The 16,199-nt window shown below is 55.3% G+C and carries 12 protein-coding genes; 6 read left to right on the top strand and 6 right to left on the bottom strand.

The window, feature by feature from the left end:
- Positions 1-34: 34 nt before the first annotated feature.
- Entirely contained in the window at positions 35-934 is a 900-nt protein-coding gene (locus OGX93_RS21095; protein WP_047460427.1) for a LysR family transcriptional regulator, read from the bottom strand.
- 119 nt (positions 935-1,053) lie between these two features.
- On the opposite strand from OGX93_RS21095, the gene OGX93_RS21090 reads away from it, so the two are divergent.
- Both OGX93_RS21090 and OGX93_RS21085 read left to right on the top strand, forming a co-directional pair.
- Positions 1,054-1,812: an SDR family NAD(P)-dependent oxidoreductase gene (locus tag OGX93_RS21090; RefSeq protein ID WP_047460429.1), complete on the top strand. Its 759-nt coding sequence runs from the start codon at positions 1,054-1,056 to the stop codon at positions 1,810-1,812.
- A gap of 281 nt (positions 1,813-2,093) precedes the next feature.
- Positions 2,094-3,683 carry an STY4199 family HEPN domain-containing protein gene (locus OGX93_RS21085; protein ID WP_200053734.1) on the top strand — a complete coding sequence of 530 codons (1,590 nt, stop codon included), beginning with the start codon at positions 2,094-2,096 and terminating at the stop codon, positions 3,681-3,683.
- A 5-nt stretch (positions 3,684-3,688) separates the two neighbouring features.
- On the opposite strand, the gene OGX93_RS21080 is transcribed toward OGX93_RS21085, so the two are convergent.
- Positions 3,689-5,338, bottom strand: a complete 1,650-nt coding sequence (locus tag OGX93_RS21080) for an alpha,alpha-trehalase (RefSeq protein WP_012135642.1) — start codon at positions 5,336-5,338, stop codon at positions 3,689-3,691.
- A 427-nt stretch (positions 5,339-5,765) separates the two neighbouring features.
- Between OGX93_RS21080 and OGX93_RS21075 the strand changes: the two genes are divergently transcribed.
- Positions 5,766-7,160 carry a cytochrome-c peroxidase gene (locus OGX93_RS21075; RefSeq protein WP_047460433.1) on the top strand — a complete coding sequence of 465 codons (1,395 nt, stop codon included), beginning with the start codon at positions 5,766-5,768 and terminating at the stop codon, positions 7,158-7,160.
- Between the two features lie 155 nt (positions 7,161-7,315).
- Here OGX93_RS21075 and gorA read toward each other — a convergent pair whose 3' ends face one another.
- A complete protein-coding gene (gene gorA, locus OGX93_RS21070) occupies positions 7,316-8,668 on the bottom strand; it encodes a glutathione-disulfide reductase (RefSeq protein ID WP_047460436.1) in 1,353 nt (450 codons plus the stop codon).
- 104 nt (positions 8,669-8,772) lie between these two features.
- On the bottom strand, positions 8,773-9,615 hold the full coding sequence (locus tag OGX93_RS21065; protein ID WP_049009396.1) for a 23S rRNA (adenine(2030)-N(6))-methyltransferase RlmJ: 843 nt from the start codon (positions 9,613-9,615) through the stop codon (positions 8,773-8,775).
- Positions 9,616-9,821: 206 nt separating this feature from the next.
- On the opposite strand from OGX93_RS21065, the gene prlC reads away from it, so the two are divergent.
- Positions 9,822-11,864: an oligopeptidase A gene (prlC, locus tag OGX93_RS21060; protein WP_081353211.1), complete on the top strand. Its 2,043-nt coding sequence runs from the start codon at positions 9,822-9,824 to the stop codon at positions 11,862-11,864.
- An 8-nt stretch (positions 11,865-11,872) separates the two neighbouring features.
- Positions 11,873-12,631, top strand: a complete 759-nt coding sequence (gene rsmJ / locus OGX93_RS21055) for a 16S rRNA (guanine(1516)-N(2))-methyltransferase RsmJ (RefSeq protein WP_112001432.1) — start codon at positions 11,873-11,875, stop codon at positions 12,629-12,631.
- A gap of 73 nt (positions 12,632-12,704) precedes the next feature.
- Here rsmJ and OGX93_RS21050 read toward each other — a convergent pair whose 3' ends face one another.
- A complete protein-coding gene (locus tag OGX93_RS21050; RefSeq protein ID WP_012135635.1) occupies positions 12,705-13,907 on the bottom strand; it encodes an NAD(P)/FAD-dependent oxidoreductase in 1,203 nt (400 codons plus the stop codon).
- 233 nt (positions 13,908-14,140) lie between these two features.
- Between OGX93_RS21050 and OGX93_RS21045 the strand changes: the two genes are divergently transcribed.
- Positions 14,141-14,644 carry an RrF2 family transcriptional regulator gene (locus OGX93_RS21045; RefSeq protein ID WP_286448914.1) on the top strand — a complete coding sequence of 168 codons (504 nt, stop codon included), beginning with the start codon at positions 14,141-14,143 and terminating at the stop codon, positions 14,642-14,644.
- A 50-nt stretch (positions 14,645-14,694) separates the two neighbouring features.
- On the opposite strand, the gene dtpB is transcribed toward OGX93_RS21045, so the two are convergent.
- Positions 14,695-16,167: a dipeptide/tripeptide permease DtpB gene (gene dtpB, locus OGX93_RS21040; RefSeq protein WP_047460450.1), complete on the bottom strand. Its 1,473-nt coding sequence runs from the start codon at positions 16,165-16,167 to the stop codon at positions 14,695-14,697.
- Positions 16,168-16,199 lie beyond the last annotated feature (32 nt).

Below are 16,199 nucleotides of genomic sequence, written 5' to 3'. Positions count from 1 at the left end.
CTTCTTTTGTTAACTCTCAGAACAGTATAGCGTGTCAGTCCACGTAGTCTTTCATTACGCCGGTCAGCCACTCCATAAACAGGTGTACCCGGCGGGAGAGGTTGCGGCGATGCGGGTAGAGCAGGGACACCGGCATTGGGTCAGCGCGATACTGCGGCAGGATCTCGATGAGCGTCCCGGCGCGCAATGCCTCACGAACGCCGATGCGCGGCACCTGAATGATTCCCAGCCCCGCCAGGCAGGCGGCATGGTAGGTCTCGGTGCTGTTGACCGTCAGAATGCCGCCGGTTTTAATCCACTGCGTGCCGTTTGCCGTTGCCACTTCGAAGCCTTGCGGGCGCGTGCCCAGATTGACGGAATAATGAACCACCGCATGCGAGGCCAGATCGTCCAGACCTTCTGGGTAGCCAAAACGCGCCAGATACTGCGGGCTGGCGCAGTTAATGACCGACAGCTTTCCCAACGGGCGGGCGATCAACCCGGAATCTTTTAGCGTCCCGACCCGCACTACGCAGTCGAACCCTTCCCGTATCAAATCCACCAGGCGATCGCTGCTGCTGAGTTCCAGCTCAATACCCGGATATTGCTGTAAAAACGCGGGCAGGCGCGGTATCACCAGGTTCTTGGCGACCCCAACCGGCATATCGACCCGCAGCTTGCCGCTGATGCTGGCCGGGTCGTGCTGGAACAAACCGTCCAGCTCGTCCAGGTTCGTCAGCAGATCTTTCGCACGTTCGTAATACACCATTCCGTCCTGAGTAAGCTGAACCCGCCGGGTGGTGCGGTGCAGCAACTGCGTACCGAGATGGTTTTCCAGCGCCTGTATCTGGCGGGATACGCTACCTTTAGGAAGGCCTGATGTTTCGGCGGCGCGGGAAAAACTCTCCAGTTCCGCGACGCGAATGAACAACTGCATTGCGTGAATTTTATCCATCGCGAGGTCCCGGTGTTGTTCTGAATGAAACAGTGAAGCGCATTTCGCTACATTTATTGTTTTTCTAACACCTAATAAGCTCTTTCTCAATCTTCACAACACCTGAAATGAGGTTTCTTATGACGCAACGTATCGCATTAGTGACCGGCGGCAGCCGAGGGCTCGGTAAAAACGCGGCGCTTAAGCTGGCGAGCAGAGGAATCGGGATCATTCTGACGTGGAACAGCAATGAAAAAGAGGCGCAGCAGGTCGTGCATGAAATTACGCAATCAGGCGGGAAAGCCGCAGCATTGCAGTTGAATGTCGGGGATATTTCGGGATTCCCGGCGTTTGTTGAAAAGGTGCGGGAAACCCTGAAAACGGAGTGGCAGCGTGATTCGTTTGATTATTTATTGAACAATGCCGGAATCGGCATCAACGCGCCGTATTCGACCTTCACTGAAGCGCAGTTTGACCAGCTTTTGAACATTCAGTTTAAAGGGCCGTTTTTCCTGACTCAGGGGCTGTTACCCCTGCTGAAGAATGGCGGCAGGATCCTCAATGTGTCGACGGGGCTGGCCCGTTTTGCGTTGCCTGGCTACAGCGCTTATGCCGCGATGAAGGGGGCGATGGAAGTGCTGACGCGTTATCAGGCAAAAGAGCTGGGCGAACGCGGCATTACCGTGAACATTATTGCGCCGGGAGCCATTGAAACTGATTTTGGCGGTGGCAATGTGCGGGACAATGAACAACTGAATGCGTATATCGCATCACAAACCGCCCTGGGACGGGTTGGTTTGCCGGACGATATTGGTGATGCCATCGCCGCGTTGCTCAGCGATGAACTGGGCTGGATGACTGCGCAGCGTATCGAAGTGTCGGGCGGCATGTTCTTATAATCAGGATGATAATATTAAGCGGGTGGTTTACACCCGCAACATTAATTTAGATTAAGGATAAACTTATTTCAGGAACGCTGTTTTATTCCTGACGTTAATTTTAATATTCCGCGATGACTGTTCATCAACTTCTCTTTATTTCCCTCGCCGCCCACAATAAATTTCTCAACCTTTGCGTTGTAGTCACTGTAATGCCAAAAAAATCTGTTATATCTATCAAAACAGATAATTAAAATAATATTAAAAGCCTTCTTTATGGAGGGGCTTTTTTAGGGAAGATCATGACGAATAACGCTTCGCAGGCGATGCATTCGCCTTTTGAACACTGTCTGGGCATCATCCGTCAGGCGTCAGTGGAGATCCTGCTGCTGCTGGGCGTACATGTTGCGGAAGGAAAAGAACCGCGCTGGTTTATGGAACAACTGGATCAAGCCCGCCTTAATTTAGGCGGCTGGAGCGTGGTGGCAAAAAAATTACATATAAACGATGCGCAACTGAGCCAGTTTATGCTGCATTTGCGACATCTCCAGCAGTATGTTCCGCAATATGACAGCGGGAAGGATGTCAGTGAAAACCAACTGCTTGCCGCCCTGCGTTTTGTGGCGTCGCTGGAACAACTGCGCCAGCGGCAGCCGCTTCTCACTTATCAAACTGATATTGATGCAGGCAATCAGGACGCGCAAATACAGGCCCGGCGTCAGCTGCGGGCGATTGAACTCACGCTGAAAGCGCTTATTTCGCAGGTGTGGCCGGATCGTCACCAGCTGAATAGCTACCTGAAGCTGCATTTTGGCGCCGATCGTCTGCGACGCTGGTTAAAACTCAGCGAAGGACAGGATGCGCTCAGCGCGATGCTGTTCAGCGAGCTGGCATTGATGGTGGTCGATAAAAAGTCGTTTGCCCGTCACTATTCCGCATTTTTCAAAGACGCGTCTGCGCTGACGCTGTTTGTTGAGCCGCGTACGACCCTGCGTATGTTCCTTGAGGATTGCCGTCAGGCGCGTAACGGCATCATCGCCGGGCAGCCGCTCAGTTCCGTGCAGTTGTCGCTACTGGATTGTCAGTTCCGCCAGATCACCCGCTCGGTACAGCGGGCGTTTAATGAAAAACGCACCCGCATAAATCCGGCTTCGTTTATGGCGTCCGATGAGGGCGTGGTGGAGAAATTCTGGGAGGAGGCGCGAGAAAAAGACGCGCTGGCGGGGGGAGATAACCAGGAAATTGGCGAGAGTATTGAACCGCCTCACAAGCGACAGCAGCGGACGGCTGAAGAGCGTGAGCAGCTGATTTCCGGGGTGTTGTGGGGCGGGGTTGGCGCAATGGTGCTGGCGATTCTGGTGGGGGCGTTTTGGTTGTTCAGCTCGCCGCCTCCTTCTGCCGCGCCCGTACAACGCGACGAGGTCATGCAGGATGACGCCCGGCTTGAGGCGCCCTCCGCGCGGGAAACCATGAGCCGCATGGGGATCACCTGGGACCCGTTTAATATGCGCTCGGCGATCGACCGTAATGATACGCGCGTTACGGCGTTGTTCTTACAGGGCGGGATGAACTGGCAGCTGGCCTGGACCGAACAGGCGTTTTCGGCGGGCAATGCCGATGTGCTGCAACTGCTGCTGCGCTACCCTTCGCTGATGGATGAGGTAAAACCCTGCCGACGCTTCCTGACGTCGCTGAGCCACGCCATGCTGAACGGAGCGTCGCTGACGTCGCTGCATAAAAAGTATCTGCAAAGTTTTTGTACCGTTCCGGCGGTGGTGATGCGCCAGCAGCATGATATGGAGCAGGCCCGGCTGCGTGCTCAGGCCGAGCCCAGCGTGGAAAACAAAAAATGGTTAAAGATTCAGACCGCCATTTATAACGTGATTCGGTAACGCCGCTATGGTTCGCCGTATAAACCAATCAAACGGCGAACCACGCCATTGGTCCAGCCAAACCCATCCTGCAACGGATATTCCCCGCCGCCCCCTTCACGCGGCGTGCCGCAGGCAATATGGTACTTTTCGATCAGTTTATGGTGCTGCTGGTAAAAAATATTGACGGTTTTTAACCAGTTGCGGGCAATTTCATCCCCCAACATATCGTCGCCGTACAGCTTGAAGCCCTGGATTGCCATCCACTGTAGCGGCGCCCAGCCGTTAGGCTTATCCCATTGCTCGCCGGTTTCATACTCCGTCGCCATGATCCCGCCAGGCGTCAGCAGACGGCTGCGAACGGCGTTAGCGAGGCGGTCTGCCTGTTCGTGAGTCGCCATGCCGACGTACAGCGGCACGATACTGGCGGCGGAAAAGAGCGCCATTTGCTCGCGCCGCCAGTCGTAATCCCGATAGCAGCCATTCTCGTCATCCCACAGATAGCGGTTTACGGCGGCGCGGCGATCGCTGGCTTTCTGGCGAAATGCCGCTTCGGTTTCACGGTCGCCTTTCAGGGCGGAAATGTTGGCAATCGCGCTCTCCAGTTTGTAGAGGAAAGCGTTCAGGTCGATGGGGATGAACTGGGTTGTGCGGATGCTGGCCAGCCGGCTTGCATCGCGCAGCCAGCGTGATGAGTAATCCCAACCGGAGGCCGCGCCAGCACGGAGATCCCGGTATACCTCATTAGCCGGGCGACCCGAATGTTTGGCGGTTTCCACATCCTCCAGCCACGATTCGTCGCGGGGGGTGTCGCGATCGTCCCAGTAGCGGTTGAGCAGGGAACCGTCCGGCATTCTGATGACATGGCGATAGGCCTGGTTGAGCACCAGAGATTCCGCGCCGTCCATCCAGAAGGCGTACTCCATTTTCAGATGATCCAGATAGCGCCGCGCCCCGCGCACGCCATCCTCTTCGAACAGTTCGACCATCAGCGCAAAGACCGGCGGCTGCGAGCGGCTCAAATAATATGTGCGGTTTCCGTTGGGGATGTGGCCGTAATTCTCAATCATCCACGCGAAGTTGTCCGCCATACATTTCAGCAGGTCTTCCCGGCCGCTTTCCGCCAGGCCCAGCATGGTGAAATAGGAGTCCCAGTAGTAGGTTTCGCTAAAACGTCCGCCCGGCACGATATAGGATTGCGGCAGCGCCAGCAGCGAGGACCAGGGAATGTGATCCTGCGGCTCACGCGTCAGCACCGGCCAGAGCTGATCGATATGCTCTTTCAGTGAATTTTCCGGGTTGGAGACATATTCGCTGGACCAGGTTTCCGGTAGCCAGAAGTGATTTTCAACAAAGCGCAGCAGGTCAAAGTCGCGGTGTCGTCTGACCTTACGGTAGCGGATCAGAATATCCAGCGGGTCCATTTTTGGCGCGCAGTCGGGGAAAGTTTTACTGTCGGCAAAAAGCCGGGATGATTGCACATGCTCGAACAGCTCAAGATAGCGATCGGCTGGGGTAAGGGCGTCGGAGGCGGGTAGCCCCTCAATCATCTCAGGTTCCGGTTCTGCCTCGATCATTTCATCCAGCTTTAACTCGCACGGATCCGTTTCATAAAGCAGATCGATTTCGATCGTTAATTCGTCGGATGGGGCGGGGTGTAATTTCTGGTTGAGCATAATGAGAAGGACCTCCGGATTGCGTCGTAAATGATACGGGTGTTGCCCGGCTGTCTATTAAGCGTAGACATTCGCTTCGGTATATGAGGTGCAAACTGTGCGATAGATCACGCTTTGTTAATGCGTGAAAAAGAGTCTTTAAATATAGATTACTGATAATAATATAAAAAATATGGAATAGCCGTAACAGGAAGATTTTCACTTTCAGAACATTCGATTGCAACGAGTTATGAATACCTACACCAAAAGACCCTGCTTATAATAGGGAAAAGCTATCTTATCGATAGTTTATCCCCATGTAATTGCTTGATACTTATCAAAAACCCTTCGCCTGTATTTCCTATGATGGCTATGTCTAATAAAGACATACGCCTGATTTATGTTCATCTTCTGGGCCATAATATCTCACTATAGTGAGGGTAAAATAATGAAAATCATTACCCGTCTTACCGCGATAGCCATAGCAGGCATTGCGATTTGTTATTTAGGATTATCTGGTTACGTCTGGTATCACGATAATCAACGTAGTAAAGAAGCTGATGTGCAAGCCTCAACGCTGGAAGACAATAATAAAATCCTGGGTTTTTTACGGGAAAAGGGATGCGATTATTGTCATACCCCCTCTGCTGAACTGCCTTTTTATTCCTCTTTTCCCGTTGCTAAGCAGTTGATGAATTATGACATTCAACTGGGCTATAAATCTTTCAACCTTGAAGCAGTACGCGCCGCGTTGGTCGCGGATAAACCCGTCACGCAAAGCGATCTGAATAAGATTGAATGGGTGATGCAGTACGAAACAATGCCGCCAACGCGCTATACCGCGCTGCACTGGGCCGGTAAGGTCAGTGATACGGAGCGGGAGGAGATTCTCGGCTGGATCGCTAAACAGCGCGAGCGTTACTACGCCAGCGCGGATACGGCGGCGGCGCATCGCAATGAGCCGGTTCAGCCTGTCCCCGAAAAACTGCCGGTTGACGATCAAAAAGTCGCACTGGGTTTTACCCTCTACCACGATGCCCGTTTATCGGGTGACAGCACCATCTCCTGCGCGCATTGCCATGCGCTGAATGCGGGCGGCGTGGACGGCAGGAAAACCTCCATCGGCGTGGGCGGCGCGGTAGGGCCAATCAACGCGCCAACGGTGTTCAACTCAATCTTTAACGTTGAGCAATTCTGGGATGGTCGCGCGCCGACGTTGCAGGCGCAGGCTGGCGGGCCACCGTTAAACCCGATTGAAATGGCCTCTAAATCCTGGGATGAAATCATTGGGAAACTCGATAAAGACCCGGTGCTAAAACAGCAGTTCACGGCGATATATCCGCAGGGCTTCAGCGGAGAAGCGATTACGGATGCCATTGCCGAGTTTGAGAAGACGCTGATTACGCCAAATTCGCCTTTCGATAAGTGGTTACGAGGGGATGAAAATGCGCTGACGGCGCAGCAGAAACATGGCTATGAGCTGTTCAAAGAGAATAAATGTGCGACCTGTCACGGCGGTATTATTCTCGGTGGGCGTTCCTTCGAGCCGTTGGGTCTGAAGAAAGACTTTAATTTCGGCGAAATTACCGCTGCGGATATTGGACGTATGAATGTCACCAATGAAGTTCGCGATAAATTGCGTCAGAAAGTGCCCGGATTACGTAACGTTGCGCTGACCGCGCCGTATTTCCACCGTGGAGATGTGCCAACCCTCGACGGAGCGGTGAAACTGATGTTGCGTTATCAGGTGGGGAAAGAGATTCCGCAGAAAGACATTGATGATATCGTCGCGTTCCTGGAAAGCCTGAACGGGGTGTATACGCCGTATATGCAAGGAAAATAAAAGAATGCCGGATGACGGCTGAGGTTTTATCGGGCCTACGAAAACCGCACGCGTAGGCCCGATAAGCATAGCGCCATCGGGCATGGCGCCAGATGGCGACGTAAACGCCTTAATCGGCCGACAGGATCATCACACCATCCGGCGCTTATCGACGATTAACGCATTGTCACGAACTCTTCCGCCGCCGTTGGGTGAATCGCCACGGTGTTGTCGAAGTCTTTCTTGGTGGCGCCCATTTTCAGTGCGACCGCGAAGCCCTGCAACATTTCATCCATCCCGAAGCCGATGCCGTGAATACCGACAATCTTCTCGTCTTCGCCGACGCATACCAGCTTCATGCGGCAGGGCTGACGGTGAGACGTCACCGCAGTGTACATGGCTGTGAACGATGATTTGTACACTTTCACCTGGTCGTCGCCGTACTGTTCGCGCGCCTGTGGTTCGGTCAGGCCCACGGTGCCAATCGGCGGGTGGCTAAAGACCACGGTCGGAATATTGCTGTAGTCCAGATGCTCGTTCGGCTTGTTGTTGAACAAACGTTCGGAGAGACGACGACCCGCGGCCACGGCGACTGGCGTCAGCTCAACCGCTCCGGTGTTATCGCCCACCGCATAAATACCTTCCACGCTGGTATTCTGGAATTTATCGACGACGATGTACCCTTTTTCGTTGGTTTTCACGCCGGTGGCGGCAAGGTTAACGTTGTCGGTTGCCGGTTCGCGGCCAATCGCCCAAATCAGGCAATCCACCGTTTCGCTGCGACCGTCTTCCAGTTGCAGAGTCAGGCTGCCGTCGGCGTTTTTCACCACCGCTTTCGGGATCGCGTGGGTGTGAAGCGTCGGGCCTTCCGTGTTCATCACTTCAACCAGCGTTTCGGTGATCATCGGGTCAAAGCTGCGCAGCGGCGCGTGTTTACGCACGAACAGGTGCGTTTGGGCGCCCAGGCCGTTAATCACGCCAGCCAGTTCTACGGCGATGTAACCCGCGCCGACCACCGCAACGCGCTCCGGCAGCGCAGGCAGCGCAAAGAAACCGTCGGAGTCGATACCGTATTCCGTACCCGGAATGGACGGATGGCTCGGGCGACCGCCGGTGGCGATCAGAATGTGATCGGCGGTGATCGTTTCCCCATTCACTTCAAGAGTTCTGGCATCCACGAAGCGGGCGAAGCCTTTGATCACATCCACGTTATTTTTACCCAGCACGTTGTCGTACGAGGTGTGAATACGGTCGATATAGGCCGTGCGGCTGGCAATCAGCGTGTCCCAGTTGAACGCGTTGATGGTGGTGTCAAAGCCGTAGTCCGGGCCGTACATATGGATCGCTTCGCGAATCTGCGCGGCATGCCACATCACTTTTTTAGGGACGCAACCGACGTTGACGCAGGTGCCGCCCAGCTCTTTGGCTTCAATCAACGCACATTTCTGACCGTACATAGCGGCACGGTTAATCGAGGCAATGCCGCCGCTTCCGCCGCCGATCGCGATGTAATCATAGTGTTTGGTCATGACCGCTCCTTCATGTTCATTGTAGGGCGAATGAGCGCAATGCCATTCGCCAAAATATTCGCGATTGTATACCTGGAATTAAAAGGTTCCACCGATGGCTGTGATTACTCTGGCACGATCCAGCTGACGGAAGCGTGCCCGGTGCCCGCTGGAACCAGCTTGCTGTGCAGCCACGGCAGCACGTTGTTCATCTGCTGTTCCAGCTTCCACGGCGGGTTAATGACGATCATGCCAGAGGCGGTCATGCCGCGCTGGTCGCTGTCCGGGCGTACTGCCAGCTCAATTTGCAGGATTTTGCGGATTCCGGTGTCTTCCAGGTCGTGAATCATGCGTTTAATTTGCTGGCGTAACACCACCGGATACCACAGCGCATAGGTGCCGGTGGCAAAGCGCTTATACCCTTCGCTGATGCCGCTGACGACCGCCTGATAATCGGTTTTCATTTCGTAAGGCGGGTCGATGAGGATCAGGCCGCGACGCGAAACCGGCGGCAGTTTGGACTTCAACTGCATATAGCCGTCGGCACGCTCCACGCGGGCGCGGCTGTCTTTTTGAAACTCAGAACGCAGCAGCGGGAAATCGCTTGAATGCAGCTCCGTCAGTTGTAGGCTGTCCTGCTCACGCAGCAGCTGGCGGGCGATGAGCGGGGAACCCGGGTAGTAACGCAGTTGCCCGTTACGGTTAAAGTGCTCTACCACGCCGATATAAGGCTCCAGCTCGACCGGTAAATCGTCCTGCTGCCAGATGCGGGCGATCCCTTCCATATATTCACCGGTGCGCTCGGCGTGTTCGCCGCTCAGCTGATAACGGCCAGCGCCAGCGTGCGTGTCCAGATAAAGAAACGGTTTCTCTTTCTCTTTGAGCGACTCGATAATCAGGCTCTGAACAGTGTGTTTGAGGACGTCGGCGTGGTTGCCAGCGTGAAAGCTGTGGCGATAACTGAGCATGGGTAATTAAATTCCGCTGAAATAGACGATTTGTCACAGTTTACAGCAGAAAAGGGCAGATTACCCGTAGGCCGGTAAGCGCAGCGCTACCGGGTATTTTTCCGCTACGCTCGCCATTGAAATTCACTACACTTACCCCCATCTGAAACAAATATGCACAGCGCCGGATGCGCGCTTCATTCACCTCATTCAACAGGACAGCGCTTATGACCAATCCATTACTGACGCCTTTCTCGCTACCGCCGTTTTCCCAAATCCAGCCTGAGCATGTGGTGCCTGCCGTGACAAAGGCGCTGAATGACTGCCGTGAAAACGTGGAGCGGGTAGTGGCGCAGGGCGCGCCGTACACCTGGGAAAATCTCTGCCAGCCGCTGGCGGAAGTGGACGACGTGCTGGGGCGCATTTTCTCTCCGGTCAGCCACCTGAATTCCGTTAAAAACAGCCCGGAACTGCGCGAAGCCTATGAGCAGACGCTGCCGCTGCTGTCTGAATACAGCACCTGGGTTGGTCAGCACGAGGGTCTGTACAATGCGTACCGCGACCTGCGCGATGGCGACCATTACGCGACCCTGAACCTCGCGCAGAAAAAAGCGGTTGATAACGCGCTGCGCGATTTTGAGCTTTCCGGTATTGGTCTGCCGAAGGAAAAACAGCAGCGCTATGGTGAAATCGCCACTCGCCTGTCCGAGCTGGGTAATCAGTACAGCAACAACGTGCTCGACGCTACGATGGGCTGGACGAAGTTAGTGACTGACGACGCGGAACTGGCGGGCATGCCGGAAAGCGCTCTTGCCGCCGCGAAAGCGCAGGCGGAAGCGAAAGAACAGGAAGGCTGGCTGCTGACGCTGGATATTCCAAGCTATCTGCCGGTGATGACCTACTGCGACAACCCGGCATTGCGTGAAGAGATGTACCGCGCCTATGTGACGCGCGCCTCCGATCAGGGGCCGAACGCGGGTAAATGGGACAACAGCCCGGTGATGGAAGAGATCCTCGCGCTGCGTCATGAACTGGCGCAGTTGCTGGGTTTCGACAGCTATGCCTTTAAATCGCTCGCCACCAAAATGGCGGAAAACCCGCAGCAGGTGCTGGATTTCTTAACCGATCTGGCGAAACGCGCGCGTCCGCAGGGCGAGAAAGAACTGGCGCAACTGCGCGCCTTCGCGAAAGCGACGTTCGGCGTCGATGAACTGCAACCGTGGGACATCGCGTACTACAGCGAGAAACAGAAGCAGCACCTTTACAGCATCAGCGATGAGCAACTGCGCCCGTACTTCCCGGAAAACAAAGCCGTGAACGGCCTGTTTGAAGTGGTACAACGCATTTACGGCATTACAGCCAGAGAGCGTAACGATGTGGATGTCTGGCATCCCGACGTGCGCTTCTTCGAGCTGTATGACGAAAACAACGAACTGCGTGGCAGTTTCTACCTCGATCTGTATGCGCGTGAGCACAAGCGTGGCGGGGCGTGGATGGATGACTGCGTCGGCCAGATGCGCAAAGCCGATGGCTCGCTGCAAAAACCGGTCGCCTACCTGACCTGTAACTTTAACCGTCCGGTTAACGGTAAACCGGCGCTGTTCACGCATGATGAAGTGATCACCCTGTTCCACGAGTTCGGCCACGGTCTGCACCACATGCTGACCCGCATCGAAACGGCGGGCGTTTCCGGCATCAGCGGCGTGCCGTGGGATGCGGTCGAACTGCCGAGCCAGTTTATGGAAAACTGGTGCTGGGAGCCGGACGCGCTGGCGTTTATCTCCGGTCACTACGAGACCGGCGAACCGCTGCCAAAGGAACTGCTGGATAAAATGCTGGCGGCGAAGAACTACCAGGCGGCGCTGTTTATTCTGCGTCAGCTGGAGTTTGGCCTGTTCGACTTCCGTCTGCATGCGGAATTTAACCCGGAACAAGGGGCGAAAATTCTGGAGACGCTTTCTGAGATCAAAAAACAGGTCGCCGTGGTGCCGGGGCCGTCATGGGGTCGCTTCCCGCACGCCTTCAGCCATATTTTCGCCGGGGGATATGCGGCAGGTTACTACAGCTATCTGTGGGCCGATGTACTGGCGGCGGATGCCTTCTCGCGCTTTGAGGAAGAAGGCATTTTCAACCGTGATACCGGGCAGTCGTTCCTCGACAACATCCTGACTCGCGGTGGTTCGGAAGAGCCGATGGAGCTGTTCAAGCGCTTCCGTGGCCGTGAACCGCAGCTGGACGCGATGCTGACGCACTACGGCATTAAAGGCTGATAGCGTACGTGAAGATCTGCTTAGTTGATGAAACAGGCGCCGGAGACGGCGCCTTATCTGTTCTTGCCGCCCGCTGGGGGTTAGAGCATGACGAAAACAACCCGATGGCGCTGGTGCTGACGACTGCGCATCTGGAACTGCGTAAGCGCGATGAGCCGAAGCTTGGCGGCATCTTTGTCGATTTTGTCGGCGGGGCGATGGCCCATCGCCGCAAGTTCGGCGGCGGTCGCGGCGAAGCGGTCGCGAAAGCGGTCGGCATTAAAGGCGATTACCTGCCGGATGTGGTCGATGCGACGGCGGGACTGGGGCGCGATGCTTTTGTGCTGGCTTCCGTGGGGTGTCGAGTGCGCATGCTGGAGCGCAACCCGGTGGTCGCGGCGTTGCTGGATGACGGTCTGGCGCGCGGGTATGCCGACCCGGAAATCGGCCCGTGGTTGCAGGAGCGCTTGCAGTTGATCCATGCCTCCAGCCTGACGACGCTGACGGATATCACGCCGCGCCCGCAGGTGGTTTATCTCGATCCGATGTTCCCGCATAAGCAGAAAAGCGCATTGGTGAAAAAAGAGATGCGGGTGTTTCAGTCGCTGGTCGGGCCGGATCTTGATGCCGATGGTTTGCTGGCGCCAGCGCGCCAACTGGCGACCAAACGGGTCGTGGTGAAGCGCCCGGATTACGCGCCACCGTTAGCGGATATCGCCACGCCGAACGCGGTTGTCACCAAAGGCCACCGGTTTGATATTTATGCCGGTACGGCGTTGGTGGAATAACGAATTGCCCGATGGCGCTTCGCTTATCGGGCCTACGGTTCATGCAGGGTACGCCGCCATCCGGCAATGCTGATTAAACAAACGGTGCCAGCGGATCGGCAATCTCAAACGCCACGGCTCTGTCGGCCTTCGGTGGATAGATCAGCTCGCTGACAATCGACAGCTTGAGTTTTTTCGCTTCCGCACGCGTCAGTTTTACCTGCTGATCCCAGCCTTCGGTGTAGACCGCGCCCCATGCGCCAAGATCCAGACAGGTGACATAGTTTTCCTGACGATACGGCAGAGGAGCGACCTCCAGCAGGTCAGCGGCCGCGTTATTCCCGGCAAACTTGCCCAGCAGAATCGCGTGCTGGCAGGTCATTAACGCATGGTTGCCTTTGTCATCGGTTGCGGCGTACGCCACATCGCCAGTGGCATAAATGTCATCGTGACCCACCACCTGAAGCTGAGCGTTCACATGTAAACGCCCCTGACGGTCGCGCGGAGCGTCAATCTGCCCGGTCAGATCGTTCGCCTGAACGCCGACGGTCCAGATGACGGTTTGCGACGCGATGGTTTGCCCGTCTTTCAGCGTGATGCCCGTTGCGTCTACGCTTTCCACTTCTGTATTCACCAGCCACTCCACGCCCAGCTCTGCCGACGCTTCGATAATCACGTTGCGCAGTTCTTCGCTGTAGCGAGCGCCAGGCTGCGGGCCGCGTTCAACTACGACTACTCTGGTCTTAGCATCAGCGCCGAGAATATCACGTAAACGGCCAGGCAACTCCAGCGCCATCTCGATCCCGGTAAAGCCGCCGCCGCAAACAACAACGGTATTGCGCGCGTCGCTTTCTTCTTTGTTCGCCAGATCCTTCAGGTGCTGCTCCAGTACGGCGGCGCTTTCCAGTTGATCCAGATCGAACGCATGCGCATCTGCGCCCGTTACGAGTGAACGGTTAACGTGGCTGCCGCTTGCCAGAATCAAACGGTCGTAGCGATGCAAGTGCGTTTTGCCGGAGGCATCCGCCCAGCTCACCTCTTTTGAGTCGGGAAGGATCTGCGCAACCGTCCCGCGCAGGAAGTTGACGCCGGTTTCGTCGAACAGCGGTTGCAGGGGAGCGACCAGCGTCTGGACGGCATTTTCATAAAAGCGAGGGCGTACGCGAAGTTCGGGTTGTGGGGCGATAACGGTGATATCAATTGTGTCATTCTGGTGTTTATCTGCCAGACGGGCGGCGCTCAGCGCGGCCCACATCCCGGAAAAACCTGCACCAACGATCAGAATTTGTTTACGCATTTAGGTTGCACTCAATGTTAACGATGAAGTTATTTACTCGGATTTTATTGGTCGTAGTTAATGAATGCAATGTCATTTGTGCGATCCGGTGGAAAATGATCCAGATCTGTTGGTTATCATTATGATAAATAATGAATTAAATTTTAATTCCTAATGTGCTGTGGTTCTCTGTCTGGCAAGCGCCTGTCGAAAAAGCTACAATAACTCAGAATTATTTTGGCTGAGATAAGAGCATGGCATTCTACAGTTCCGGGGTTGAGTACGGCATCCATAGCCTGATGTGTATGGTGGACAGCAAAGGCGACGCCCGCGATATGAGCGTTCGCGAAATTGCTGACCTGCAAAGCGTGCCCTACGACTATCTGGCCAAGATTTTTACCCGTCTGTCGAAAGCGGGCCTGGTGCGCAGCATCGAAGGCAAAGGCGGTGGTTTTCAGCTCGCCAGGCCTGCCGAACACATCACGGTGCTGGATGTGGTCAACGCCATTGACGGTGACAAGCGCATCTTTGAATGCCGTGAAATTCGCCAGCGTCTGGCTATTTTTGATGAGCAGCCTCCGGCGTGGGCCTGCGAAGGTATCTGCGGCGTGCGCTCGGTAATGGACATGGCGCAGCAGCGTATGGAAGAAGCGTTAGGGCAGCATACCATTCTCGATCTGGCGCGTAAGATGTACCGCAAAGCGCCAGAGACCTTTGTGGTTGAAGTGCAGGAATGGATTGACGCGCGTAAAGGGTAAATGCCCGAACGCAGGCCGGATGCGGCTATGTCCGCATCCGGCGCTGACGCTTATTTACTGCTATCCGGCGTATTAATCATCCGGTTCAACCACGGCACCATAATCGCCATCACAACGGTGACCGCCAGTGTGACGAGGCCTATTTTGCTGAACACGCCGGTGTAGATAGGCAGCGTCTGGAGCGGGTCGGTGATGTTTTCCGGTACGGCGGTGAAGGTTGCGACATAGCCGCCCAGCAGGAAAGCCGCCGCCTGCGTCAGGAACCACATCCCGAGAATAAAGCCCATCAGGTGCTGAGGCACCAGCGCGGCAACCATTGCCAGCCCCAGGGCGCTAATCAGCAACTCACCCAGACTCTGGAACAGGTACACCAGCACGATAAACCACGGTGAAGTCAGCCCCTGCGCATCGGCAAACCACATGCCTGCGGCGGCGGCGGTCAGAAAGCCCAGCGAACAGAGGAACATGCCCAGCGTAAACTTCATCGGCATGGTCAGATCTTTGCCTTTGCTCCCCAGACGCGTGTAAATCGCCGCCAGTACCGGACTGGCAACCACCACCCAGAACGGGTTCAGCGCCTGGAAGCTGACCGGGTTAATGGTAAAACCGAGAATATCGTGATGTACGTTATTGATTGCGAAGAAATTCAGCGATGTAGGCATCTGTGCGTACAGAATATAAAACAGCACCGCTTCAAGCATCAGGATAAAAGCGACGAACATTTTGTTGCGTCCGGTTTTATCCAGACGAAACGCTTCACGGAAGAAGAAAATGATGACCACAATCGACAGGACGATCAGCACCAGGTTGGCGATTTTTACGTTATGCATCAGCCAGGCGCAGAGGAAAATCATGGCGACGGTGCCGATCAGTACGGCGAGCAGATTACGGAAGCTCAGCGGCTTATGGTCTGGCTCTGAACCGATATCTTTCACCATGCCGCGACAGGCGAAGTAGACCAGCAGCGCGACAATCAGCCCGGCGCCGCACAGGTTATAGGTAACGGCATAGCCGAATTTGTCGGCGATGACCGGGGCGAGGGAGAGCGACAGCAGCGACCCGATGTTAATCGACATATAAAACAGGGTGAACGCGCCGTCCAGACGGGGGTCTTTGGGCAGGTAACACTTGGACAGCAGGCTCGCAGGGTTGGCTTTAAATAGCCCGTTACCGACGGCAATCGTCCCCAGCGCGATAAAAATCAGGTTCGGTTTCAGTAACGATAATCCGGTCATGAAGTAGCCGATCGCCAGGACAATCGCCCCCAGTACCAGGGTACGCTTAGTTCCCAGCAGGTGATCGCCAACGTAGCCGCCAATGGATATCAGGCCGTACACCAGTGCGGCAAATGCGCCAAAGGTGATAAATGCCTGTTCCTGAGAGAAGCCAAGCTGTTTAACAAAGAAAACCGCCAGGATGCCCTGGACGCCGTAATAGCCGAATCGCTCCCATAATTCTACAAAAAAGATCATGAAGAACGGACGGGGTTGCTGTAGCAAGCCCGTAGGTGCAGTTGTATTCATATTCCTTCGCCTTTCAATGCCATCCCGAAAAG

Source organism: Citrobacter sp. CK195 (assembly GCF_030333365.1).
Lineage (GTDB): Bacteria > Pseudomonadota > Gammaproteobacteria > Enterobacterales > Enterobacteriaceae > Citrobacter_B > Citrobacter_B koseri.
This window is presented reverse-complemented; position numbering and strand designations above follow the sequence as displayed.